This is a genomic window from Pseudomonas sp. NFACC51, assembly GCF_900103575.1.
GTDB lineage: Bacteria > Pseudomonadota > Gammaproteobacteria > Pseudomonadales > Pseudomonadaceae > Aquipseudomonas > Aquipseudomonas fluorescens_Q.
Map to the genome: position 1 here is coordinate 363768 of NZ_FMXH01000005.1, position 23558 is coordinate 387325.

Annotated in this window: 26 protein-coding genes and 1 tRNA gene; 13 read left to right on the forward strand and 14 right to left on the reverse strand. The window is 57.4% G+C overall.

The genetic code is table 11. The features are described from left to right. Positions 1 to 11: 11 nt before the first annotated feature. The gene (gene queA / locus BLT00_RS13405) at positions 12 to 1061 is read right to left on the reverse strand and encodes a tRNA preQ1(34) S-adenosylmethionine ribosyltransferase-isomerase QueA (protein WP_092143837.1); all 1050 of its coding nucleotides are present in this window, start codon (positions 1059 to 1061) and stop codon (positions 12 to 14) included. A gap of 108 nt (positions 1062 to 1169) precedes the next feature. On the opposite strand from queA, the gene BLT00_RS13410 reads away from it, so the two are divergent. The 3 genes from BLT00_RS13410 to BLT00_RS13420 all read left to right on the forward strand — a co-directional run bounded on the left by BLT00_RS13410 (position 1170) and on the right by BLT00_RS13420 (position 2153). Next, positions 1170 to 1254, forward strand: a tRNA-Leu gene (locus tag BLT00_RS13410). Between the two features lie 290 nt (positions 1255 to 1544). Beyond that, entirely contained in the window at positions 1545 to 1874 is a 330-nt protein-coding gene (locus tag BLT00_RS13415) for a hypothetical protein (protein ID WP_092143834.1), read from the forward strand. Positions 1875 to 1970: 96 nt separating this feature from the next. Next, a complete protein-coding gene (locus BLT00_RS13420; RefSeq protein WP_139199607.1) occupies positions 1971 to 2153 on the forward strand; it encodes a hypothetical protein in 183 nt (60 codons plus the stop codon). 55 nt (positions 2154 to 2208) lie between these two features. Here BLT00_RS13420 and BLT00_RS13425 read toward each other — a convergent pair whose 3' ends face one another. Both BLT00_RS13425 and BLT00_RS13430 read right to left on the reverse strand, forming a co-directional pair. After that, positions 2209 to 2535 carry a low molecular weight protein tyrosine phosphatase family protein gene (locus BLT00_RS13425; protein WP_092143828.1) on the reverse strand — a complete coding sequence of 109 codons (327 nt, stop codon included), beginning with the start codon at positions 2533 to 2535 and terminating at the stop codon, positions 2209 to 2211. Further along, a complete protein-coding gene (locus BLT00_RS13430) occupies positions 2532 to 2726 on the reverse strand; it encodes a hypothetical protein (RefSeq protein WP_092143825.1) in 195 nt (64 codons plus the stop codon). The genes BLT00_RS13425 and BLT00_RS13430 overlap by 4 nt, the downstream gene beginning before the upstream one ends. Positions 2727 to 3284: 558 nt before the next feature. On the opposite strand from BLT00_RS13430, the gene BLT00_RS31095 reads away from it, so the two are divergent. Continuing rightward, positions 3285 to 4805 (forward strand): hypothetical protein, encoded by a 1521-nt coding sequence (locus tag BLT00_RS31095; protein WP_139199606.1) that lies wholly within the window; start codon positions 3285 to 3287, stop codon positions 4803 to 4805. A 144-nt stretch (positions 4806 to 4949) separates the two neighbouring features. Here the strand turns inward: BLT00_RS31095 and BLT00_RS13435 are convergent, their stop codons facing one another. Then, on the reverse strand, positions 4950 to 5309 hold the full coding sequence (locus tag BLT00_RS13435; protein ID WP_092143822.1) for a DUF6124 family protein: 360 nt from the start codon (positions 5307 to 5309) through the stop codon (positions 4950 to 4952). Positions 5310 to 5786: 477 nt separating this feature from the next. On the opposite strand from BLT00_RS13435, the gene BLT00_RS13440 reads away from it, so the two are divergent. The 3 genes from BLT00_RS13440 (at position 5787) to BLT00_RS13450 (ending at position 8182) form a co-directional block, all read left to right on the forward strand. Continuing rightward, a complete protein-coding gene (locus BLT00_RS13440) occupies positions 5787 to 6017 on the forward strand; it encodes a hypothetical protein (RefSeq protein WP_092143817.1) in 231 nt (76 codons plus the stop codon). 541 nt (positions 6018 to 6558) lie between these two features. Beyond that, positions 6559 to 7197 (forward strand): hypothetical protein, encoded by a 639-nt coding sequence (locus BLT00_RS31100; RefSeq protein ID WP_139199605.1) that lies wholly within the window; start codon positions 6559 to 6561, stop codon positions 7195 to 7197. A gap of 265 nt (positions 7198 to 7462) precedes the next feature. Next, positions 7463 to 8182, forward strand: a complete 720-nt coding sequence (locus tag BLT00_RS13450; RefSeq protein WP_092143814.1) for an Abi-alpha family protein — start codon at positions 7463 to 7465, stop codon at positions 8180 to 8182. Between the two features lie 216 nt (positions 8183 to 8398). Here the strand turns inward: BLT00_RS13450 and BLT00_RS13455 are convergent, their stop codons facing one another. The 3 genes from BLT00_RS13455 to BLT00_RS13465 all read right to left on the reverse strand — a co-directional run bounded on the left by BLT00_RS13455 (position 8399) and on the right by BLT00_RS13465 (position 10523). Then, a complete protein-coding gene (locus tag BLT00_RS13455; RefSeq protein ID WP_092143811.1) occupies positions 8399 to 8842 on the reverse strand; it encodes a hypothetical protein in 444 nt (147 codons plus the stop codon). A gap of 236 nt (positions 8843 to 9078) precedes the next feature. Then, entirely contained in the window at positions 9079 to 9444 is a 366-nt protein-coding gene (locus BLT00_RS13460) for a DUF6124 family protein (protein ID WP_092143808.1), read from the reverse strand. Positions 9445 to 9956: 512 nt separating this feature from the next. Continuing rightward, complete coding sequence (locus BLT00_RS13465; protein WP_092143805.1) at positions 9957 to 10523, reverse strand: helix-turn-helix domain-containing protein; 567 nt, start codon at positions 10521 to 10523, stop codon at positions 9957 to 9959. A 150-nt stretch (positions 10524 to 10673) separates the two neighbouring features. On the opposite strand from BLT00_RS13465, the gene BLT00_RS13470 reads away from it, so the two are divergent. The 3 genes from BLT00_RS13470 to BLT00_RS13480 all read left to right on the forward strand — a co-directional run bounded on the left by BLT00_RS13470 (position 10674) and on the right by BLT00_RS13480 (position 12715). Beyond that, positions 10674 to 11456 (forward strand): aldolase, encoded by a 783-nt coding sequence (locus BLT00_RS13470; protein ID WP_092143802.1) that lies wholly within the window; start codon positions 10674 to 10676, stop codon positions 11454 to 11456. A 19-nt stretch (positions 11457 to 11475) separates the two neighbouring features. Next, positions 11476 to 12363, forward strand: coding sequence for a dihydrodipicolinate synthase family protein (locus BLT00_RS13475; protein ID WP_092143799.1), 888 nt, complete (start codon positions 11476 to 11478; stop codon positions 12361 to 12363). A 73-nt stretch (positions 12364 to 12436) separates the two neighbouring features. Next, a complete protein-coding gene (locus BLT00_RS13480; protein ID WP_092143796.1) occupies positions 12437 to 12715 on the forward strand; it encodes a Rho-binding antiterminator in 279 nt (92 codons plus the stop codon). Here the strand turns inward: BLT00_RS13480 and BLT00_RS13485 are convergent. Together BLT00_RS13485 and BLT00_RS13490 are read right to left on the reverse strand one after the other, a co-directional pair. Beyond that, positions 12690 to 12923, reverse strand: coding sequence for a hypothetical protein (locus BLT00_RS13485; RefSeq protein WP_092143793.1), 234 nt, complete (start codon positions 12921 to 12923; stop codon positions 12690 to 12692). The genes BLT00_RS13480 and BLT00_RS13485 overlap by 26 nt on opposite strands. A gap of 4 nt (positions 12924 to 12927) precedes the next feature. Then, a complete protein-coding gene (locus tag BLT00_RS13490; protein WP_092143788.1) occupies positions 12928 to 13410 on the reverse strand; it encodes a hypothetical protein in 483 nt (160 codons plus the stop codon). Positions 13411 to 13596: 186 nt separating this feature from the next. Between BLT00_RS13490 and BLT00_RS13495 the strand changes: the two genes are divergently transcribed. Both BLT00_RS13495 and BLT00_RS13500 read left to right on the forward strand, forming a co-directional pair. Next, complete coding sequence (locus BLT00_RS13495) at positions 13597 to 14826, forward strand: colicin E3/pyocin S6 family cytotoxin (protein WP_092143785.1); 1230 nt, start codon at positions 13597 to 13599, stop codon at positions 14824 to 14826. A 7-nt stretch (positions 14827 to 14833) separates the two neighbouring features. Next, positions 14834 to 15088 (forward strand): colicin E3-like toxin immunity protein, encoded by a 255-nt coding sequence (locus tag BLT00_RS13500; protein ID WP_092143782.1) that lies wholly within the window; start codon positions 14834 to 14836, stop codon positions 15086 to 15088. Between the two features lie 173 nt (positions 15089 to 15261). Here the strand turns inward: BLT00_RS13500 and BLT00_RS13505 are convergent, their stop codons facing one another. Beyond that, a complete protein-coding gene (locus BLT00_RS13505; protein ID WP_092143779.1) occupies positions 15262 to 15747 on the reverse strand; it encodes a DUF2442 domain-containing protein in 486 nt (161 codons plus the stop codon). Positions 15748 to 15750: 3 nt separating this feature from the next. Further along, entirely contained in the window at positions 15751 to 15984 is a 234-nt protein-coding gene (locus BLT00_RS13510; protein WP_175456215.1) for a DUF4160 domain-containing protein, read from the reverse strand. Between the two features lie 291 nt (positions 15985 to 16275). Between BLT00_RS13510 and BLT00_RS13515 the strand changes: the two genes are divergently transcribed. Continuing rightward, a complete protein-coding gene (locus BLT00_RS13515; RefSeq protein WP_092143773.1) occupies positions 16276 to 17361 on the forward strand; it encodes a sensor domain-containing diguanylate cyclase in 1086 nt (361 codons plus the stop codon). On the opposite strand, the gene BLT00_RS13520 is transcribed toward BLT00_RS13515, so the two are convergent. From BLT00_RS13520 to BLT00_RS13530, 3 genes are read right to left on the reverse strand one after another with little or no spacing between them, the layout of a single operon-like run. Further along, positions 17345 to 19696, reverse strand: coding sequence for a TonB-dependent receptor (locus tag BLT00_RS13520; RefSeq protein WP_092143770.1), 2352 nt, complete (start codon positions 19694 to 19696; stop codon positions 17345 to 17347). The genes BLT00_RS13515 and BLT00_RS13520 overlap by 17 nt on opposite strands. Position 19697: 1 nt before the next feature. Beyond that, on the reverse strand, positions 19698 to 22097 hold the full coding sequence (locus BLT00_RS13525; RefSeq protein ID WP_092143767.1) for a hybrid sensor histidine kinase/response regulator: 2400 nt from the start codon (positions 22095 to 22097) through the stop codon (positions 19698 to 19700). Then, positions 22097 to 22933 carry a response regulator transcription factor gene (locus BLT00_RS13530; RefSeq protein WP_086936660.1) on the reverse strand — a complete coding sequence of 279 codons (837 nt, stop codon included), beginning with the start codon at positions 22931 to 22933 and terminating at the stop codon, positions 22097 to 22099. Before BLT00_RS13530 ends, BLT00_RS13525 begins: the two co-directional genes overlap by 1 nt. Between the last annotated feature and the right edge of the window lie 625 nt (positions 22934 to 23558).

Consider the following 23558-nt stretch of genomic DNA (forward strand, 5'->3'; position numbering starts at 1 on the left):
ACAGGTGCGACTCATACTGTTTCCTCGGGTCCGCGTGGCGCGGGGTTACGGGTGATGAACATCGCATCACCGTAGCTGAAAAAGCGGTATCCATGCTCGACGGCGGCCTTGTAGGCGGCCATGGCTTCGGGATAACCGGCGAACGCCGAAACCAGCATCAACAGCGTGGATTCGGGCAAATGAAAGTTGGTGACCAGGGCATCGACCACATGGAACGGCCGGCCCGGGTAGATAAAGATATCGGTGTCGCCACTGAATGGCTTGAGCACGCCATCGCGAGCAGCGCTTTCCAGGGACCGCACACTGGTGGTCCCCACCGCCACCACCCGCCCACCGCGAGCGCGACAGGCCGCCACGGCTTCGACCACTTCCTGGCTCACTTCGAGCCATTCGTTGTGCATGTGGTGGTCTTCGATACGCTCGACTCGCACCGGCTGGAACGTGCCAGCGCCAACGTGCAGCGTCACGAATGCGGTCTCCACGCCCTTGGCGGCAATCGCCTCCAGCAACGGCTGATCGAAATGCAGCCCCGCCGTCGGCGCCGCCACCGCCCCCAGGCGCTCGGCGTACACGGTCTGATAACGCTCGCGGTCCGAACCTTCGTCCGGGCGGTCTATATAAGGAGGCAACGGCATGTGCCCGACACGGTCGAGCAGCGGCAACACCTCCTCGGCAAACTCAAGCTCGAACAACGCATCATGCCGCGCCACCATCACCGCCTCGCCGCCACCGTCGATCAAAATCGACGAACCGGGCTTGGGCGACTTGCTGGAACGCACATGGGCCAGCACACGATGACTGTCCAGCACCCGCTCCACCAGAATCTCCAGCTTGCCACCGGAGGCCTTCTGGCCAAACAACCGCGCCGGAATCACCCGGGTATTGTTGAACACCATCAAATCGCCCGGGCGCAAATGCTCAAGCAAATCAGTGAATTGACGGTGAGCCATGGCACCGCTGACCCCGTCCAGGGTCAACAGTCGACTGGCGCGACGCTCGGCCAGAGGGTGGCGAGCGATCAGCGAATCCGGGAGTTCGAAGGTAAAGTCAGCAACACGCATGATGGGGTTCGTCTAGCAGGGCCGGAAAGTCTAGCGGAAATATCAAAAATTCACCATGAAACGTGATTGACCAACGGTAGGCACCTCTCTATACTTCGCCGCCATTGAGCCCTGATGGCGGAATTGGTAGACGCGGCGGATTCAAAATCCGTTTTCGAAAGGAGTGGGAGTTCGAGTCTCCCTCGGGGCACCATCTTAAAGAAAGACCTTGAAATTCAAGGTCTTTTTTTTCGTCTGCAGGAAAGTCACCCGATCCATTTGTGGCGAGGGGATTTATCCCCGCTGGGTCGCGAAGCGGCCCCAACCACCAAACCTGTGGCAAGGAAGAATCTGTGGCCATTAAGAAACCCGTGGCGAGGGAGCTTGCTCCCGCTTGAGCGCAAAGCGCTCACAAAAAATGTCACAGCCCCCACCGATGCTCCGCCTTGCAACGCCCAGTTGACCCACCGCCCCTCCTCACCCGCTGACAAAGGATTTCACCCCATGGAATTGCTACTGGAAACGGTCGCTCTTTACTCGCTGAAGCTGGCTTATGAGACGGAGGGGCATAGTCCGATTTTGCGGGATGATCCGTTGATGGGCGGGTGTGATCGGGAGGTTTTTGGGTTGTTGGTGCGGCGGGGGGATTTGGTTGGGATTCAGGGCGAAATCGGTCGATGCCTGGGTTTAGCGTTGGGGGCGATTGGCGGGGTGGATACAGTGCTGGGCCGAGAGCTGCATCGTTTGGCTGCGGATTTCAACGCAGTGCAGAATATGGATGATCTTTACGCTCCGCTCATCGCGCTTAACGGTTATGTGAAAGACATTCTATAACCCGCAGCGCTCGTTCCCACGCTCCGCGTGGTAACGCATCCCGCGACGCTCCGCGTTGCAGACTTACAAACAAAACACGCCCCTATGCAGGTAATCATGGACGACATCATCGCAGCGATTGGCAATTGGCTAACCGAAACCCATGAGGGGAAACGGCGGGCCGTGAGCAATCTGGAATGGCTCTTCTGGATCGCCGCCGGGATCGTTGGTTCGCTGCGACACGCGTATCCAAGATGCTTAAACGGGGATAGCACGGCAGGATCAACCTTCTACCGGTGACCATTCGCCTAGCGATTGAGGAGAGGGAGCGGCTCGTGAAGATTGCCCTGATTGCTCAAATACACAGGTATGACGTCACCGCTCGCTCAAGCATGTCCACCAGCTCAGGATCCATGAAGCGATAGTCATCGGGAATATCCAGTACATGCAGCTGCTTGTGCTCAAGCAGCCGAGCGTACTCTGCCCGTAGACGATGCTCGTGCTTGCGCTCCATCACAAATATGACATCGGCCCAACGGATATCCGCTGGGCCGATAGGCTTGCGTGCGTTCGGGCTGGTGCCCGCCGAACGAGTGCTGAAACCAGGACATCGCCGCCAGTTCGCCTCCCCGGTAGGGCTGCGCCATTGGTTACGACTGCAAACGAACAGGAGATTAGTCACTCTTGATCCAACAGTTGGCGGGTGGTGCGGATGGGATAGCTCATACCGAGCTGACGCGCCCGGTGCAGCTTGTCCGCACGGGTGTACATCAGCTTCCAGTTCTTTTCTGGCTTGAAGTCCTGCGGGCTAATCGCCTCGCGCCCATTGTGCTTGCGGGATTGCGCGCGTCTCCAGCTACGGGTTCTTTCCATGGTTGTTTCCTCGTGAGTACCGGGTTCAGCAGCCGCGGTAATACGAGGTGGTGGGATGGTAAACGTGAATTGGGGGTGTGGCTAGTTTGGGCGGGGGTGGATAGCTGTGGTTGGGTGGTCCGACGTGGCTATCGATTCCGGATTAAGGGGAAAAGGGACGGATTACTTCGGCTGTGGCAAAAGTTGAATCGTTTGGCTGCAGAATTAAGAGCCGTACAAACGATGGACCTGCTCAATGCTTTGCTAAAAAGTTTAAGAACTATTGGAACGATATTTAATGAACAGCGGCGTCTCGTGCCCGCCTCAGACGCTTGATAAACACGACTCTAAAACCAACAACCGCTCGTCGACACTGTCAACTTTGACAGTAGCCACTTCAAGACACGAAGACGAAACTCTCATCAAGTTCAAGAACGGACAGTTAAACCTAAAGGGGTGTAGCTCTGAAAAATATTCTTAGGCCCTGACTCCTCCAACTGGACTTTGTTGATTCGAAGTAGTTGTGGTGCTGCTGCATCTCACCATATCTTACCACTAAATAAAGTAAGGGAAAATGCAATGAAGCATAAACTGGCATTCACTGCTCTTTATATTTCTCTATTTACCCCTGCAAGTTGGGCAACTCCACTGGCGACTCTTGGACCAGATGAAAAGGTTGTGCGAAATATATTGGTTGATGAGGAAAATATGCCGACCGACCCCAAGCTCTATACTTCCGCGATAGGAGGGGCACATTTCGAGCGTTCGGCCCTCCGCACCCAACAAGGTTATACGGTGGAAAGCGGTTATTTGCGTAACGATGCAAAGGAAGAGGTGGGCTCTATGGTATTGGTTCGCTCCCCTAATGGATCCGTCACAGCATTTGTTGACGAGCCAAATAAGCGTGGATTGTTGGAGATTGACCCAAACGGCAAAAGCAAATTCACAGCAGATACGCCACACGACCCGATGGCGCCGGATACCGTAAAAGGGGACGTAACGGACTCTCGAACATCAAATGTTTCATCCGCGCTAACTGAAGGCAATACGCCGAAAGCGCTGTCCTATGCAGATGTTCTGGTTGCCTACGGCAATGCTATTTATAACAAGGTTTCCGACCCGATTGCGTTTGCCTTAGGGCAGGTAGAAACGGTGAACACAGCATTGAGAAAAACGGGCAACAACGAGATTGCCTTAAGACTCGCAGCAATCACTGTTTTCCATAACAACACATCCGTATCCCAGACTGGCATAACCAGCTGGCAGAACTTTCTCGCTCCCTACAAGTCACTCTTGAAGACCGACCTGAATGTAGTATTCACAGGCAAGGGAGGTAGTTTTTGGAGCAGATATGAGTATGGGATAGCTTTTACCCCTGGCCTTACAAGCCTTAACGCGGTGCTGGACGACAGTACCGTACTCAGACATGAGGTGGCGCATAATGCTGGAGCAAAGCATTGCGGCGAGACAAATGACTACGCCCAAGGCTATAAAGGTACCCGCCCCCTAATGGATGATTTCTATTCCATCCTCTGTGGAAATGAATACCAAGGCGTGTATTCCAACCCTCACTATACTAATTTTTTCGGCATTGTAATGGGCAGCGCAACTAAAGGTGACACAGCGAGAGTTTGGCGCGAAAACACCGCCAGGATTGTTAATAGCAATGTCGAACCCTCGGGGCTGCGATTGATGCTAGTCGGAAGTCGAGTGGCTGAGTTGCGCTTGAGCGTGCCCGAAGGATTGGCGCCCTATGTAGTGGCTCAATCACAAGATAACGGCCCTACTACACCGATAGTTTCCCCTAATGGGGAATACACTCGCCTAGAAGCATTCGTAACGGCCGAGGGAAGTACTCAACGATACATGGTACGACTCCGCGGCACCAGGGCAAATGGGGGTTGTGCATACCGTCAAATGCATTATGCCTACAAATGTCAAAGTGGAGCCAATTTACACTTAAGGATTAACTATATTGATGCCGACAATCCAGACCTCCCACGAAACAAGCACTACACAGGCTTCCTACCGCTTATTAAAAAAGAGTGGCCAGATGAGTCCCAAGTTCCAATCAACGTGTCGATTGCTGTATGGAGATAGTGCCGTATCGGTCCGAATACAGGCTAAATAAATAGAGGAGGATTTTTGGTAAAGGGGACTGGTAAAGGGGATGGATTTATTTAAAAAGGTCTTGCTCAGCAAGACCCTTTTATGCTTCGTGGATCAACGATCCACATGCCCAACCTACCTCACCTCAACAATATCCAACGCCCGATTCGCCAATAGCTCACTCAGCTCAATCACCTGCAAAATCCCCAACGCAACACGCCGTCGCGAACCATCCAGATCAAACGCCAAATCGCTGATCATCGCATTCGCCGAAGCCAGGTTCTCACTGAGATTCGCAAGCAAACACTCAGAATCAACATCAGGATCTATGCGAAAAATGGAGTCGGACTTATCAGACGTTTCGCTCTTAGGCTTAGGCTTCAGGTAGTAATCCAACGCTCGCGTGGCAGCGTCGTCGATTTTCTTGTTGCGGGCGGACTGAACGCGGGATTCGTGTTCGTCGGTGACGGGAGGATTCGGAGTAACTTTCGCCATCTACTTAGGTTCCTGTAAGTGATGCTGAAACCACCTCGCGACTAAACGAGAGGGCGGCAGCTGTACGCAGGTTAGTCGACCGGTGAACCTAAGAATCCCGGCGCGCCCGAGGGCGCCCTGCGTACAGCCACCATCAATACAGGAACAGCAAAGCCTGTCCGACAGGGACGTGTTACGCCTTAGGTAAAACGGGCGACTAAACCCGATCACTGATGAGCAGTGACCGAACCCAAACTACCGACGCAGCCCAAGGCGCACAAGCCGGCGGATTCTGGCGTAGTTGTAGGCAATGGCGCAAGACGACGTCGGCTCATGAGCCTGGCCGTCCAACGTCTGACAGACCCGGCATAAAAATCTTTCCGTTCCATCCCTTCCCGCAAATCTCCCATCCGCTGCAGCAAAGTCCCCGGCCAATCCGCGCCTCGATAATGCCCACTTCGCTAGCCCGCCCCTTATCGCCAGCCCCCTATAAACCCCATGAACCTACGCACCTTCATTCGCGGCTACTGCCTCAATTCCCGGCTCGCCACGAATGCCCTGACCCGCCTGCACAAGTCGCTCTCGTCCCTGGTCAGCTATCTGGCCCAGCAGGGCTTTGATTCCGCTATGTGGCCGGCAACCCGCGACGAAGCCACCCTGGACCGTCGCCTCAACACCGTCTGCCCAGAGCTGGCCGCCACCGGGAAAAAGGGACAGATTTATTTTTAGTCAAAGAAGTAAATTGTTCCATTTTTCCGCCTTTCCTCAATGGGGATGCTTATTCCAAGCGCTCGCCAAAATATGGTGGGCTCATGCAAAGTTGGCTATAAGGCTTGAAACTTGAGCATCCGTTTCTCACGCCAAACGAGGTACTCGGCTAACACTGGAGCGCGGCGATGGCGAGACAAGACAGCTAAAGGAAATATATCTCTCCTTTTTCTATTTTTTCTACGCAATGGCCTTTCTAGCGTTATGTCAGAGGATCCGTCAGCAAGCTTGGACGATGTCCATCCTTAACAGAGTGCCCCTCAACGCAGGCTCGTCTCCACCGAAAAATGGCAATGGTCATAAAGTGGAGACACGATGAGGTAAATCACAGCCGCCCCCAATCTACGCTGGGGCGTTGATCTTCCTATAGACGTAGATAGTGGCAAGGTAGTAGCTTGACAGTATCAGGCTGGACACCATCGACGACCATAATTTTTCGTTATCAGATTTTCAACAACCTAAAACAACATCAGACTGTTAAAAGTTCTACTAAGGAGCAGTTATGGCAAAGTGTATATTTTCGGTTATAGAATCAAGGTGGTGGAGCGATGGCAATCACAGTGTCAGGCCATTATTCGAAGCTCTAGCTGGGATACATTACGACAATCCATCAGCCTTCTATTATGATATGTTCAGTGAAAAGCAATCTTTATCATCAGGTCTAAAAATGCGCTGCCGAGATAGTCAAACCCAAGTGGTATATCTCGCCACTCATGGAAGCGACAGCTCTATTGGCGGAGCAAGCGGTCACATGATCACGCGTACTGAACTGAGAAATATGCTCACAACTCACAACAATACAAAACAAGTAAAGGGACTTTATCTAGGAACATGTTTGATGGGAAATCAGTCTTTAGCAAAATTCCTTCTTGAAGATGCTGGCACTAATTTAGATTGGGTTGCTGGCTACAAGGAGGAAGTAGACTGGATCGACGGGAGTGCCATTGATATGATCTTCTTCTCTAAGCTTGCAGAGGAGTATCGAAAAAATAATAGTCGCCGCAAAGGAAAAAAATCCTCAAGGCAGATGGCTCATACTGCCGGATCGGAACTGCTTCACCTTGTACCTGGCGCACATTCGAAATATGGATTTAATATATTCATGCATGAAAGCCGAAAATTGACTAGCATGTTTAGCTAGGCGCTACAACTTAACCGCCTTTATATGCATTAAAACCGAAACTTGCGCCAAATAAAGAAGAGAAAACAGAAACGAGACAGATTTATTTTCGCCACATAAATAAATCTGTCCCATTTTGACTATCAAAAAATTTGTTTTCTTCCAGTACGGCAGCGACTTTCACTGAGCCAACAATTACTTACGCACATCCTGTAAAAAAGGAACAGAGCTACTTTCGATCAGCCAGGAAAAACAAATCCATTCCTTTCGAGCACTCGGAGTAAAAATGTCAGGCGAAAAATTACCAAATGAGATCAAGACACAGGCAATCGACTATGTCACCTCCGCTACGAAGGCGGCCCTAGGAGCTGTGCCCTTTGCTGGTTCCCTTCTTGCAGAAGTCGCTGGCTCGATCATTCCGAACCAAAGAATTGACCGCATAGCGGACTTCGCATTCAAGTTGCAAGAAAGAATTGAGCAGTTAGAGGTAACGCAGGTACGCTCGGAGCTTGAAAATGAGGAATTTACCGACCTGCTTGAAGAGTCCTTACGGCAAGCTTCGCGAGCTACCAGTGAAGCACGCCGTCAATATCTCGCGTCCCTAGTAGCAAATAGTCTTAACTCGAACTCCATAGAACATGCCGAATCGAAGCATTTAATGCGTATTCTTGGCGAACTCAACGACGTTGAAGTACTCTGGCTTCGCTTCTTTAATGAGCCCACTATGGAAGGTGACAAAAAGTTCCGCAAGCTTCACTCCGAAGTGTTTAAGTACAACGCTACGACCATAGGCTCAAGCCAGGAAGACCTCGATGCCAATGCGCTTCGTGAAAGCTACAAGGACCATTTAGTTCGACTTGGACTCATCACCGAACATATCAGAAAGAACCGTGATGGAACACCGGAGTACGACAAATTCACCGGAAATCCTGCTGTGAGCTATCGAAAAACGAACCTCCTCGGAATAATGCTTCTTCGGAGTATAGGCATGATTGCAGACGAATGAGTCACGAAAATAAGAGCGCACATTTATCAACAAATATAACTACTTCATTTTTCAGGACGGCATACATACAGCCACAGACAAGTGCAGGGTAGTGAGTACTAAAAAAAGGACAAAAAAAGGGACAGATTTATTTACAGGGGAAAATCCCTCGCACTCACGGCGGAATCGATATTAGCCGCAGTATATGGATCAATCAAACCAGCACTCTTTCATCTCTTAAGAGTTTGGTGGCGGCTGAATGTAAATCACTCGTTTATCCCGACCGACCATCAAACCGATGATGAGACAGATCACCCCCAAGAAGAAGCCAACGAATCCCAAAAAGCCACTCACCAAGGTGCCGCCAATCGCGGCTCCTGCGGTTTCCGCCCCTGAATGAGCGCCACTAATATTGGTGGCTATATGGCTACCGGTAAAAACAATACCAGCCAAGGGGAGCATGAATGCAGCGATGCCCGAGGTGACCAAAAGTCGACGCCATGCCTTGCCAGCAGAGGGAGCGGAGACAGCTATTGCGAGTGCAAGAATCCATGTCACGAAGAAAACAATCGCGCCAGCCCCTCCACCAGCGCTCGGTGATGCCGCCCCGGCAATGGCGACAACTGTCGAAACAAGAATGGCTAATATCAACCCCGCGACCAACCCTGCAAGAATTTTCATCCTAAACTCCTGTTTGCACCACGCCGAATTTGTCCGAGTCAGGTATAGCAGCAAAACGCCACTGCTGCCCTGCGAAAATTTTTCATACCTCAGCTTGCAGGGAACGCTCGTATGCATGGAGAATTCAGACCTCTTGGGGCCTCGGGTTTGCTGGGGCGCTAAGCCTCTCGGGCACAAAAAAAGGCCTTGCTGGGCAAGACCTTTTTCCAATCAAGGCAGCACGTAATACTGCTGCGTTACCTCACCTCAACAATATCCAAAGCCCGATTCGCCAACAGCTCACTCACCTCAATCACCTGCAAAATCCCCAACGCAACCCGCCGCCTCGAACCATCCAAATCAAACGCCAAATCATTGATCATGGCATTAGCCGAAGCCAGATTCTCACTGAGATTCGCAAGCAAACACTCAGAATCAACCTCCGGATCAATCCGAAAAATGGAGTCCGACTTGTCAGACGTTTCGCTCTTAGGCTTGGGCTTCAAGTAGTAATCCAACGCACGGGTGGCAGCGTCGTCGAGCTTTTTGTTGCGGGCAGACTGGGCACGGGATGTGGGTTCGTCTGAATCTGTAACTGGAGGATTCGGTGTAACTTTGACCATGGTCTTAACTCTCTGGTTGAGGCCACGACCCGTTCGCTGCTAAACGAATTGGGAGGCAGCTGTACGCAGGTTAGCAGACCGACGAGTTAAGAAATCGGCGCGTCCGAGGACGCCCTGCGCACAGCCACCATCAAGTGCAGGAATGGGGATTCCTGTCTGATGACGCGTTGTGCGACTTAACTCGGCGAGCTGCTAAACCCGATCACTGACCATCAGTGACAGGCCCAAAACTACCGACGCAACCCCAGGCGCACAAGCCGGCGGATTCTGGCGTAGTTGTAGGCAAAGGCGCAAGGCGCTGTGGCTTGGCGGGCCTTCGTCGTTGGCGTCTGTCGGTCTTTACTGACAGATGCCATTCGACTGGGCCGAGCAGATGTCCGATGCCGTTCAGTTGAGGTCGTCGGAAGATCTGTGGCGAGGCGCTTATAGGAGGGGGCTGCTGCGCAGCCCAGCGGGAGCAAGCTCCCTCGCCACGGTGGTTTGCTTCCTGAATTGCGTTGTGAGTGGAGCCGCTAGGCGCCCTCGCCCTTCTCCGACGACTCATCGCTGTGCACCACCACCAACAACTGCGCCTGGACATCCCCCACCGAACGCAGGCGATGGGGTTTCTGCGCATTGAAATGCAGGGCGTCCCCGCGGTTCAGCAGCACGCGCTCGTTCATGAAGTCCACTTCCACCTGCCCCTCGTGCACGAACAGGAACTCCTCTCCGGTGTGTTCCTTGAACGCGTGATGGGCGGTGAATTCGGCGGCCGGGTAAAGGATGAAGGGCAGCAGGCTGCGCTCGGACACTTGATGGGCCAATACCGCGTATTCGGAGCTGCCGTTGCTCGCCGCGAGGGATTGGCGGTCTTCGCTGCGCACCAGGCTGTAGCTGTCGAGGGAGACGGTTTCTTCGGAGAACAGCTCCTCGACTTTCACGCTCAGGGCCTTGGCGAGCTTGAGCGCTGTGGCGATGGAGGGCGTGCTCAAGCCCCGTTCCACCTTGGACAGGTAGCTCTTGGTCATCCCGGTTTTTTCGGCCAGGACGTCCAGTGTCATGCCGAGTTTTTTCCTGAGCAATTTCAAGCGAATGGACATAGGTAACCAACATTTCCAGAGAAACGGACAATCTGCGATTGCAAATGACACTTTGTGTCATATAGTCTATTTAGTGTCATTAGCACCTTCCTTTCACAGCTTCCATGACGCGGATCAAGAACGGTCAAAGAACGAATCAGGAGAACGGAGATGAGCAAGACACTGGCGACGCCCAAGGACCAGTTGGTCCAGCATGCTGTTAACCAGATGCAGAAAACACTGCCGGATAATACGTGGACTGTACGACAAAAGCTGGCCCTGACCTGCCGCATCCTGTTCGAGAACGGCCACGACTCAGGGCTGGCGGGGCAGATTACCGCGCGCGGGCCGCAACCGGGCACCTATTACACCCAGCAATTGGGCCTGGGCTTCGATGAAATCACCGCTGGCAACCTGTTGCTGGTCAATGAAGACCTCGAGGTGCTGGAGGGCCATGGCATGCCCAACCCGGCCAATCGCTTTCACACCTGGGTCTACCGCGCCCGGGCGGATGTGAATTGCATCATTCACACCCATCCGACCCACATCGCCGCGCTGTCGATGCTGGAAGTGCCGCTGCAGATTTCCCACATGGACCTCTGCCCGCTGTACGACGACTGCGCCTTCCTGGAGGGCTGGCCGGGTGTGCCGGTGGGTAACGAGGAAGGCGAATTGATCGCCGGAGTCTTGGGTGACAAGCGCGCCATTCTGCTTTCCCACCACGGCCAGTTGTCCACCGGTGCCACCGTGGAAGAAGCCTGCAACATCGCCCAACTGATCGAACGCGCCGCGAAGCTGCAATTGCTGGCCATGGCCGCCGGCGAGGTGAAACCGATCCTGCCTCATCTGGGCCGCGAAGCCCACGACTGGATCGCCCGCCCCAAGCGCCACGCGGCCGCCTTCAACTACTACGCCCGGCAGACCCTGCGTCAACACGCCGATTGCCTGAACTGAACCCACCAGGAGCGAAGCCATGTCTACCCCCAACATCCACGGCATCATCGGCTACACCATCACGCCCTTCTCCACCGACGGCCAGGGCTTGGACCTGGACGCACTGGGCCGGTCCATCGACCGTCTGATCGACAGCGGCGTGCATGCCATCGCGCCCCTGGGCAGCACCGGCGAAGGCGCCTACCTGAGCGACGCCGAGTGGGACCAGGTCAGCGAGTTCAGCATCGCTCGCGTCGCCGGCCGGGTGCCGACCGTGGTCAGCGTGTCTGACCTGACCACCGCCAAGGCGGTACGCCGCGCACGCTTTGCCCAGGCGAAGGGCGCCGATGTGGTGATGGTGTTGCCGGCCTCTTATTGGAAACTGAGCGAGGCGGAAATCCTCGCGCACTACCAAACCATCGGCGCCAGCATCGACCTGCCTATCATGCTCTACAACAACCCCGCCACCAGCGGCATCGACATGTCGGTGGAGCTGATCCTGCGGATTTTCAACGCGGTGGATAACGTCACCATGGTCAAGGAAAGCACCGGCGACATTCAGCGCATGCACAAGCTGCAATTGCTGGGCGAAGGCCAGGTGCCGTTCTACAACGGTTGCAACCCTTTGGCGTTGGAAGCCTTCGCCGCCGGGGCCAAGGGTTGGTGCACCGCCGCGCCGAACCTGATCCCGCAGCTCAACCTCGACCTGTACGCCGCCGTCCTGGCCAACGACCTGAGCCAGGCCCGGACGTTGTTCTATCGTCAATTGCCGTTGCTGGACTTCATCCTCAAGGGCGGTTTGCCCGCCACCATCAAGGCCGGTTTGCGCACCCTCGGCTTGGAGGTTGGCGATCCGCGTCTGCCGGTTTTCCCACTGGATGAGGCGCGTAACCAGCAACTGCAGACTATGTTGAAACAACTGCTCTGATTCAGAGTTCTAATCTTGCGACGGACAGGTGGCGCCCTGACCTGTCCGCTCGCTCCATTGAGGGTCACTTGAGATGAAGACCTATCAACCGTTGAACTGCGACCTGCATGATTACCTGGAGATTGCCTGCCTGTACGGCTACACGCTGGACATCGAACTGACTGACGGCCAACGCCTGACCGCCCGCGCGATCACCACGCGCACCGCCCCCACGCGGGAGGAGTTTTTCGACGTGGAAACTGCGGACGGTCGCCTGGAGATTCGCCTTGATCAGTTGCTGGCGATTACGCCGCGGGATGGCAGTGCCAGGTTTGGTCGGGTTGTGCTCACACCCTATACCGTGCCCGGCTAAAAAACAGTGCCGCTCCAATGCCAATTGCACTGGTCGAGACGATACCCAGGTCAAAACCGGAGATGAAAGACGGCAGCGCAAAAATACTCGCAAACCCCAGAGCGACCAGGGCAATGCCTAGCCATTTCCTGAGGCCGTAGGATTTCATATAGAAAAACAACAACAGGAACACTGCGTACGCCAGGGCGTATAGGCCATATTCGTTCATCGTCCTAGCCGCCCTGAGTATTGATGATCATGGAGGATCCGGAGTGTTGCGGACCGATGCCACCGCTGACCTGCGCATCCAGGCTGACGATGACATCACCGGCGTGATAGGTCGGCAATTTGCCTAGCGTGAACTCGCGGACGGCCCATCCCACAGGGATGACCGCGGCGGGCATGAACTTGCCTGCCGCTGCGGCGAAAACACCGCTGGTGAGGTTGGCGATACTCATTCGTTGGGCGTTGAGTAAATCCCCCTGCTGCCGGGTCAAGGGTTTGGAGATCCCGACCATCATTTGGCAGGGTAAATCCTTGGCAAGCATTTTGTCGTAGAGCTCTACCACCCGGTTGCTCACTTCATAGTGGGCGGCTTTAGCTTCACCAAAATGCAGCTCCCTGAGGCTACCCCGTTCATCGGCTGACAGGGTGAAGCGCGATACGCTGAAGATAACTCCATGGCTGCTGGAAAACTGTCCGGTTTCAAACTTCAATGCTCGCGTCCTTATCGAGTCTGGGAAGACGGGGAGTTTGTCTTAGCTGATGGGTTTTTCGCAAATGGAAGTCGGCCCTACCTGCATTGAGGAAACCGGAACAACCACTTCAAGAAACCGCCTACATCGCGCCCCTCTCTTCCCGCGTTAGCGTCTGTCCCGCACTCACTGGACGAGACTCACTACGTGGCGACACGCAAAAAAGACATCCCCCAGGTCCGAAACCCACCCGGTGGTGATGGGCATCACGTCACCTATCGGGACATGACCGCCAGCGAACTGGCCGAGCGCGAAGTCCGGCAGCAAGCGTACGAAGCCATGCTTGCCCGGCAGGCAGCCTATGAACGAGAGCGCTGGGCCACGGTGGCTAACAAGCCGTTACCCACCGTAACCGGAAGCGTGTTTGCCAAGAGCTGCAAGCTCCCCGACGGCATCATCGATTACAACAACCCCAACGGCTACGTCCCGGCCGATCTGGTCAAGCAGTACGGCGATCTCATGTGGCTCGGCGGCAGGAGCGCCGACCCATCCGGCACGATTCCCCTCAAGCAGATCGGCGCTGGCACGGTACCCGTTACGCTGGGCAGGCTCGCGCTGGGCGGGTCGGCAACTTCTACGGCAGCCGCTGCCGGCGGCACCGTTGGCGCAGCGCTGCTGACAGGCATTGTCGCCTTGCTCTGGCCCAGCAGCCTGGGTGACAGCGCGCTCTACAGCGAAGATCAGTTACGCAACCTTAAGCAGGCTCGCAGCCGCATGCGCTTGAGCGTCGAGCAGCAGGCCGATGGGAGTCTGAAGGGTTACGGTTTCTACACTGGTCAGAACCGCGATTGGGAAATGGTCGACGTTGTCCAGTTCACCCCGCGAGCCGATCAATTCATCGCCGACCTGGGTGATGGCATCGAACTGATCTGGACCCCGGCCACCAACCCGTCCGACACCCTCGGCATTCCTACCCTGGAAGCGGCGCCACAGGCACCTCACATCTGGATCTATCCACCGACGCCAGTGGCCGACAGCATCATCGTCGACCCGATCTATCCGCCGGAGTACAGGGATTTCATTCTGGTGTTTCCGGCGGATTCGGGGGTTCGGCCGGTTTATGTGGTTTTGAGTGTTCCTCGAAAGGGCTTGGCCGAGACCGGCCACGACTATCATCCAGCCCCGAAAACACACGAAATTACCGGCTTTCCCGGCTTGAGAAAAGGCGTAAAAAAGACACCCGTGCAGGGAGGTGGAGGCCTACGGCAACGCTGGCTTGATGCTAAGGGTAGAACAATTTATGAATGGGATTCTTCACATGGCGAATTGGAAGCCTATCGCTCAAGTGATGGAAGCCATTTAGGGGCATTCGACCATATCACTGGCGAGCAGACAGACGGCCCCAAAAAAAACCGTAATATCAAAAAATATCTGTGAGGATCAAATGGGACTCAAACTAAGACTTGAATGGTTTAGCAAGCAAACCGAATCCTACGAAGGAGAAGAGTATTCAAAAGACTTCGGTGAGGACGGCACTGTCATTGAAGCCCTAGGGATTCCGCTCGAAAACAACATAAATAACGGAGGATTTAATGTCCCCCAAGAATGGATAAACATTCTCCAACCTTATTTTCAGCATTCAATTGATTGGACTACCTACATCTATCAGGTCTCCTTCGATTATCGAGACAACTGGTAGCCACGGAGCGAGTGGTCAATAAAAGAGGTACATCGACTCACGCCATGTACCGTCCGCTCCAATGCCAATCACACTGGTTGAGGAAGCGCCGCTGCGCCCCCGGACCTTATCTGGTCAAGATAAGACAGTCTAGCTATCCGACGGGGCTGTGCAGTCAAAGGGGCCTAGTCTCATCAAGCTATTTGAGACGTCTTTTGGCCCTTGGCTTTTGTCGCTCTCTTGCCCTTGTGCTCAAACTCCCATCCCTTACAAGCCAGGGCCACATGCTTGGGAATCATTGAGGTCCCGCTGCTGTAAGCAGTGATAGTGCGACGGGTAAAGCCCAGCTCCTGCGCGGCAGTCGTCAACGAGAGCTTGTTGGCAGTCATCCAGCGTTTGAATGCCTGGGTCGGCATCACCTCACCGGCTTGTTCCAGCGCCAACCGATACAAGGTGACAGCCGCCAGTTCCAAGTCATCACCCCAGCTCACATCGAAGCCCCATTCGCCCACTTGGGCGGTGCCGAACAACGACAGATCCTCCAAGGGCTTGAGTACCGGGAATTGTCGGATGTGTTCCCGCAGGTCAACGTCGTAGCGCTTACCGTTGGCAAACTCCACCTGCAAGGCATGTTTGCCGGGGACAGGCTTCACGCTGCTGATTCTGGCTTTGCTGATCATGGGTCAGCTCCTCCGATTCTGTTCGTTCCACACACGCTGCAGGTCAGCGGTGTGCTTTGCCGCCCACGCCAAGGCGGCTTTCAGGGACTTAGGGTTGGCCCCTCTGCCAAGCACCTGGAGCCCGTCAATCTCCACCAGCGACTCACCATCGGGCGTTTGCACATGAAAATGCGGCGGCGCGTGATCGTCCGGGTAGATTTTTATTTTCCAGTTACGGTCGCTGTATACGGTAGCCATGCCAGGCATGCTAGGGAATTCTTTTCCCTAGCACAAGGTCGCCCGTCAGACGCTGAGCACGACCCCCTTTTTCCCGCCGAAGCGCGATTGGCTTGCGCAGACAAAAGCGCAAGACGACGTCGGCTCATGAGCCTGGCCGTCCAACGTCTGACAGACCCGGCATAAAAATCTTTCCGTTCCATCCCTTCCCGCAAATCTCCCATCCGCTGCAGCAAAGTCCCCGGCCAATCCGCGCCACGATAATGCCCACTTCGCTAGCCCGCCCCTTATCGCCAGCACCCTATAAACCCCATGAACCTACGCACCTTCATTCGCGGCTACTGCCTCAATTCCCGGCTCGCCACGAATGCCCTGACCCGCCTGCACAAGTCGCTCTCGTCCCTGGTCAGCTATCTGGCCCAGCAGGGCTTTGATTCCGCTATGTGGCCGGCAACCCGCGACGAAGCCACCCTGGACCGTCGCCTCAACACCGTCTGCCCAGAGCTGGCCGCCACCGTGTTCAGCCACGCCCGCGAAGGCATCATCCTCGTCGATCCGTACGGTCGGGTCATCAGCGTCAACGAAGCCTTCACCCGCCTCACCGGTTACGGGCAAGACGAGGTGCAGGGCCGGGAGTTGAACTCCCATCGCATGGTGCGTCGGCTCGCGGCGTTTTATGCGCCGATGAAGAATGCGCTGGATTTCCACGGGCATTGGTCCGGTGAAGTTCAGAGCCATCACAAGGATGGTCGGGAGATGACGTCGCGCATCAGCATCAGTGCCGTGCATGACCGTCACGGTAATGTGCAGCACTATGTGGCACTGCTCAGCGACATGACGCAGGTGAAGCAACGCCTTCAGTTACTGGAGCGCGATGCCCGTTATGACGCCCTCACACAGCTGCCCAATCGGTTGCTGTTGGCCGAGCGGATGCGCCAGGCGCTGGGCAAGGCGCGGATTCACCAGCACAAGGTGGCCATTGCGTTCATTGATCTGGACGGGTTCAAGGCGCTTAACGACAGTTACGGGCATGACTGGGGGGATCGGGTGTTGCAGATTGTCGCGGCGCGGATCAATGCGACGTTGCGTGAGGGCGATACGTTGGCGCGCCTCGGTGGCGATGAATTCGTGGCGGGGCTGGTGGGTTTGCAGGCGGTGGAGGACAGCGAGCCGTTGCTCAAGCGGATGCTGGCGGCGGCCAATGCGCCGATCCTGATTGGCGCGCAAACGGTGGAGATTGCCGCCAGTATCGGCGTGGCGTTTTTTCCTGAGCATGGGCAGGAAGTCGATGGGCTGATCAGCAAGGCGGACCAGGCGATGTACCTGTCGAAAAAGGCCGGCGGCAATCGTCTGGCGTTTTGTCCGACGCGGTTTATTTCGCTCAATAGCGGAGCCTGACGGTGGTGCCGAGGGTTCTTTCGCTGCCGGTCATGACGCCATAGTCACCGGCGCCGAGCAGTGAATAGACGGCGGTGATGTAGTTGCGGTCGAAGACGTTGCGCACCCAGCCCTCCACTTCCCAGGCGCGGTCCTGGCTGCGCAGGCCCAGACGCAGGTTGGTGAGGCCGTAGCTGGGTTGATAGCTGCCTTCGCCGCCTTCGAGGGTGCCGGAGTAGCCGGTGCGGAAGCTGTAGTCGATGCCGCTGAAGGCTTCCAGCCCGTAGGGCAGCGGATGGGTGTGGTCGAGGCCGCTGCTGAGGTTCCATTCCGGCGCGTTGTAGAGCCGGTCGCCGCTGAGGTCGCAGGTCCATTGGCCCGAGGCCGGCGGGCACGGGGCGTTGGGGAAGTTGCGGTAGCGTGCATCGCTCCAGGCCAGGCCCAGGCGCCCGGTGAGCCGGGGGGTGAGTTGCCAGGCGGAGTCCAGCTCGATGCCGCGCAGGCGAACCTTGCCGACATTGATCAGATTGTCCCGCAGCGGTGGCGCGAACATGGTCGTCGGCGGGCTGTAGGTGAGCGCCTGGTAGTTGTCGACGTCGGTCTGGTAGACGGCGAGGTCGAGCAACGCGCGCTCGTCCCAGAAGCGCGTCTTCATGCCCAGCTCCAACGACGTGGCGCGCTCCGGCTCGAAGGTGGGCGCGGTGAACGGGCCGACCACGTCGAAGTTGATGCCGCCGGCCTTGTAGCCCCGCGACCAACTGACGTAGCCCATCACCCCATCGCTGAAGCGGTAGCTGGCGCTGAGGAGGCTGGAGACGTTGTTTTCCTTTATCGAATCCTCGCGGTAGTAACCACCACCGAGGGCAATGTCGCGCAGCAACAGTCCACCGGCCTGGAACACCGCAGGCAAACCCGTCAGCGGGGCGAGGTTGCTGACGTCGCGGGAGATCCAGCCGTCCTTGCGCTCCTGGCTGTAGCGCAGGCCGCCGGTGAGTTCCAGTGGTTCGATCGGGCGCCAGGAAACCTGGCCGAAAATGGCTCGACTGTCGCCCTTTTGCTCGCCGTCATAGCGTTGCCGGGCGCCGTCCAGCAGCATCGCCGGCACCTGCTTCGGGTCGGTGAAGGTGATGCCGTAGAGCTTGCGCAAGGCTTCCAACTGATCGCCGACGAACCAGGGCGCGGCGTCCTGGCCAAATTCGGCGTCGATCTCGCGGTCGAGCTGTTGGCGCAGGTAATACAGCCCGGCCACATAGTCGACGGACGAACCGACCGTGCCGGACAGGCGCCATTCCTGGCTGAACTGCCGATGGCCCAGCTCGGTTTCGGACTCGGCCACGGACAGCGCGGTGCTGTCGCTGTCGCGGGTGGCGCGGTAGTCCCAGTCGCGGTAGGCGGTGATGCTGGTCAGGCGCATCGCCTCGTCGAGGTCCCAATTCAATTCCAGTGAGACACCGTTCTGCAGGGTTTGCGGATGCCCCGGCGCGTCGATGCGTGCCTCACGCTTGTAAGGGTCGGGCTCCGACAATGGATAGCCGAGGAACTGGGCGCGCTTGCGGGTCTGTTGGCTGTAGTGATTGACCAGCAGAACGTTGCCGGCTTCGTTTTGCTCGGCATAGTCGGCGATCAGGCGGGCGCTGAAGTCCGGGGTCGGCGTCCACAGCAATTGCCCACGCAGGCCATGGCTGTCGGCGTCGCCGAGGCGGGCGCCGTCTTGCAGGTTTTCCACGGCGCCATCGGTGGAACTGTCGAAAACATTCAGTCGACCGGCGAGCATGTCGTCCTGCAACGGCCCGGAAACCGTCCCACGATATTCCCGCAGGCCGCGCTCGCCATAGCTGGCTTCGAGGTTGGCTTCGGGCTCGAAGGTCGGTTGCCGGGTGATGATGTTCAGCGCGCCAGCGGTGGTGTTCTTGCCGAACAAGGTACCTTGCGGCCCGCGCAGCACTTCGATGCGCTCGATGTCCATCAACTCGGTGAAGGCCATGCCCTGGCGCGCCTGGTAGACGCCATCGACATAGGTGCCGACGCTGCCTTCCAGGCCATCGTTGTAGGCGGTGGCGCCGAAGCCGCGCAGGCCGAAGCCGGCGTAACGGGCGTCGTGGCCGGAGACCACCAGGCCGGGCACGCGCTGTTGAATGTCTCGAAGAGAGTGCAGGCCGGCCTCGTCCAGTTGCTCGCCGTAGAGGACGTTGATCGGGATCGGCACGTCTTGCGGGTCTTCCTCGCGGCGGCGAGCGGTGACGGTGGTGGCGTCGAGCGTGAGGGCGCTGGGCGCCGCTTGTTCGGCCTGGACCGACGCCCAGGGCAACATCGAAAGGCTGCCGAGCAAGAGCAGCCGATGACCCAAACCCGGCATGCTAGTGCTCCCGAGCCAATGCGCGACGCGTGCTGTCCGGGCAGGCCAGTGCCTTGACCCGCGCCAGCAATTCACGGCTGTCGGCGGGCTTGAGCAGGACCGCGTCGAAGGCCAGGCCCTCGGGATAATCCTGCGGCCTGCGGGGCGGCACCGCCGAATAGAGCATCACCGGCAGATGGCGCCAACGCTCGCGCACCTGGCGCAGCAGCGCCCAACCGTCCACGCCGGGCATCATCTGGTCGCTGATCAGCAGGTCGATTGGCTGCTCAGCCAGGCAGGCCAAAGCGTCTTGACCGTTCGTTGCGATGCTGACATCGAAACCGTAACCGGCCAGCAGGTCGTAGAGCCATTCGCTGTTCTGCTCGACGTCGTCCACCAGCAGAACGTGTTTACCCTGGCCGTCGAACGGCGTGGCATTGTTGTCGACGATGCCGTTTTCCAGGTCGTGTTCTTGGGCGCAATTCAATTGCAGGCGAAAGCTGAAGTGGCTGCCCTGCCCGGTGGCTTGGGGTTCGAGGCGGCTGTCCATGCGTTCCAGCAGTTGCGTGACGATGGACAGGCCCAGCCCGCTGCCTTCATAGCGCTGGGCATTGCGGCCGCGGCGGAACGGTTGCAGCAGTTGTTCGAATTCTTGCGGGTCGATGCCGATGCCGGTGTCGATTACGCTGAAGCGCAGTTCCACGGTATCTGTGGTCGCGCCCGGGGCCCAATCCACTTCGAAGCGGATCTGGCCGTTGAGGGTGAATTTCGCCGCGTTCGCCAGCAGGTTCATGAGCACCTGCCGAAGGCGTTTGAAGTCGGCCTCCACCAGTGGCGGCAGGTCGTCTGCCAGCACAGCTTCGAAGGTGTTGCCCTGGCGTGCGGCGAGAAAGCCCGCTTCGCCTGCAATCTCGTTGAGGAACCCGTACAGGTAGCCCGGCGCGAGGGTCAGTTGCATTTGCTCCAGCTCGCCACGGGAAAACTCGAGCATCTCGTCAATCAGCTCCAGTTGCTGGCGGGCGTTGCGCTCGATCGTGGCCTGATAGTCGCGGTTCGGTCCGGCATGCAACAGGCGCGCATAGTCGATGATGCGCACCAGCGGCGAGCGCAGGTCGTGGCTGATGCGCGCCATCAACGCGCTGCGGGCCGCCAGGGAGTCGCGCAACTGCGACGTGCGCAGCGCCACGGTGCTTTCCAGGCGTTCGTGCTCGGCCTGGCGCTGTTGTTCGAGGGTGGCCAGGGCGTGCTTTTCGCGGTTGCGGCTGCGGGCCACTTCCATGATCAACGTGCACACCAGCAACGCCACGCCTGGCAGTGTGGACGATAAGCTGTATTTGCTTTGGGGCGACTGCCAGGGCAATTGCTCCTGGGGGAAAAGCATCCGCATCAGCAATTGTGCAAGCAAGAGCCCCGACACCAGCCAGGCCAGCCAGCTGTAGCTCAGTCGTCTGCGCCAGGCCATGAACAGCGTGACGAGCAGCACCCCGTAGAAACTCATGAGGGATATCTGGACGACCTGCGCGCCCTGGACGGAATCGACTTTTAGCCACCAGAGCCGGCCGAGCACACACCCCGACAGCGGCAGCCAATAGCTCCAGCCAATGACTTTGGGCAATGCGGACACCTGCAACAGCACGCGGAAGTAGGCGAGAAACAGGACGAACGAGATTGCGCTGGCGCAGGTCAGCAGCTCCCGGGTCCAGCCCAGCGCGGTGGGCCAGTAGATCAGGTAGCCGTTGAGGATGCAGGTCAGCAGGATATAGCTCAGGACCGCGCCCGCATTCACGCTCAGCAATCGGGAGCGCAGGATCCAGCCGACGATGAAGCCGAACGGCACGACCAGCAGGACGATGCCGAGGGCGAGCCCGTCGCTCAGGTAAGTCTGTTGCTGACTGCGCAGCAGCGCCGGTTCGGACCACAGTTCCGGCTCCAGCAACAGCTGGAAATGGCTCGTCACGCGGACGAACACCGTGACGCTCTCCCCCGCCGCCAGCGAGACCGGGAATGCCGGCTGACGTGCCGCCGGTTGGGGCCATTCGGCCAAGGGATAGACGCCTCCGGCGTGGGCATCACGCCAGCGCCCGGCTGAAGATTGATAGACGCGGATGTCGTCCAGGCGCGGCGCCCCGACCACCAGCAAGCGCGAACACGCCGCATCGCTGGAATTGGTGAGCTGCCATTTCAACCAGAAGGCGGAGCGGCTGTAACCTTGGCTCGGCCAGCGCGGGGTTGCGGGGTTGAAATGGGTGTCGGGCAGTCGGGCGACTTCTTCGAGGCTCAAGCGGGCCTGGGCGTCTTCGAAAATCTGCGCCGCAGGCATCAGGTCCAGACGGTCAGCCCGGCACAGCTCCACGGGCGCGGCGTGTAGCAGCCCGGCGGACAACAAGGCAATCGTCAGCACCAGGAACTGTAGGAGCCGCATCAGGCGCGCCCGACCGACTCTGCATCAACGAGGCCCAGGGTCTGCTGGCGAAACTGGCTGGGCGTCATGCCGATTCGCTGTCGAAACGCCGTAGTGAAGTTGCAGGCATTGCGAAAGCCCACCACTTCGGCGACGTCCTGCACGCTCATGGCGCTTTCGGAGAGCAGTTCCTGGCCGCGCCGCAATCGCGCGTCGCGAATGTAGGCAAACACGGTCATCCCCAGGTGTTCGCGGAAAATGGCGGAGAGGCGCTTTTCATGAGTGCCGACTTTTTGCGCGAGCATGCCCAGGGACGGTATGTCGTCCAGCTGGTTTTCGATCAGTCGCATCGCGGCGCGCAGCACGATTTCATCGCCTTGCGGTTCCGGATCGGCCGGGTTGTCCGCAATGGCCGGCGGCGCTCGCCAGGTCAATTGCAGATGGATCCTGATGCGCGCCAGGACTTCCTCGGGGGCGCAGGATTTGGGGATGTAGTCCACCGCGCCCACGGTCAACCCTTCCAACCGTTCCAACGACGTATTGGCCGAGGACAGAAACAGGATCGGGGTATGCCGGGTGGCCGGTGCCTCGCGTAATAACCGGCACAGGCTGAAGCCGTCCATTTGCGGCATGTGCACATCCAGGACGATCAGGTCGGGACGCAGGGCAAGGGCGCGTTGATAACCCTGGTAGGCATCGCTGGCCAGGGAAATGCGCCAGGGCTGGGTCTTCAACAGGATGAGCGTGGCGCGAATGTCTTCGGGGACATCGTCGATCAGCAGAATATGCGGCAACGGCTCGGACGCCGCCGCGCCTGCCGCCGTCAATACCTGCCTTTCGTATCGTCCGTTGTCCATTCGCCAGGTCTCTTTTTGTGTTTAGCCAGGTCGCTGTCGCGCAATTGCCAAGTGAGGAAGCACGTTTCGGGCCGGCAACAAACCGATATAGCGGCAGATCAAATGAGAACTGAAGCTATCAAATTCTTAATCGGCGATAAATGGTCGTCTCGTCCGAGGCGTCCATTGATACGCAAGGGCCTTGGCGAGGCGTAGAGGCATGTGGCGAGGGATGGCAAACAAGAAGTGGCTGCACCTGGACATCAGCCCAGGCGAGCTTTGACAGCGAACAACAGGCGAGACGGCCAACGCGGTGGACGCTGTTCACCCGTGGCGAGGGAGCTTGCTCCCGCTGGGCTGCGAAGCGGCCCCCAAACCAGACAACTCGGTGTACCAGATAGATTGAGTTCACTGCTTTGGGGCTGCTGCGCAGCCCAGCGGGAGCAAGCTCCCTCGCCACGGGTTGTTGAGCTCCTTAAATGCGCGGTAATCGATCAGAACGAGTAACCGATCTGCGCGAGCAGTTGCGGGTTTTCCTGGCGCGTATCGCTCTGCGCTTCGCCGCCGGAGTGACGCCAGGCGACCCTGTGGCGAGGGAGCTTGCTCCCGCTGGGCTGCGAAGCGGCCCCCAAACCAGACAACTCGG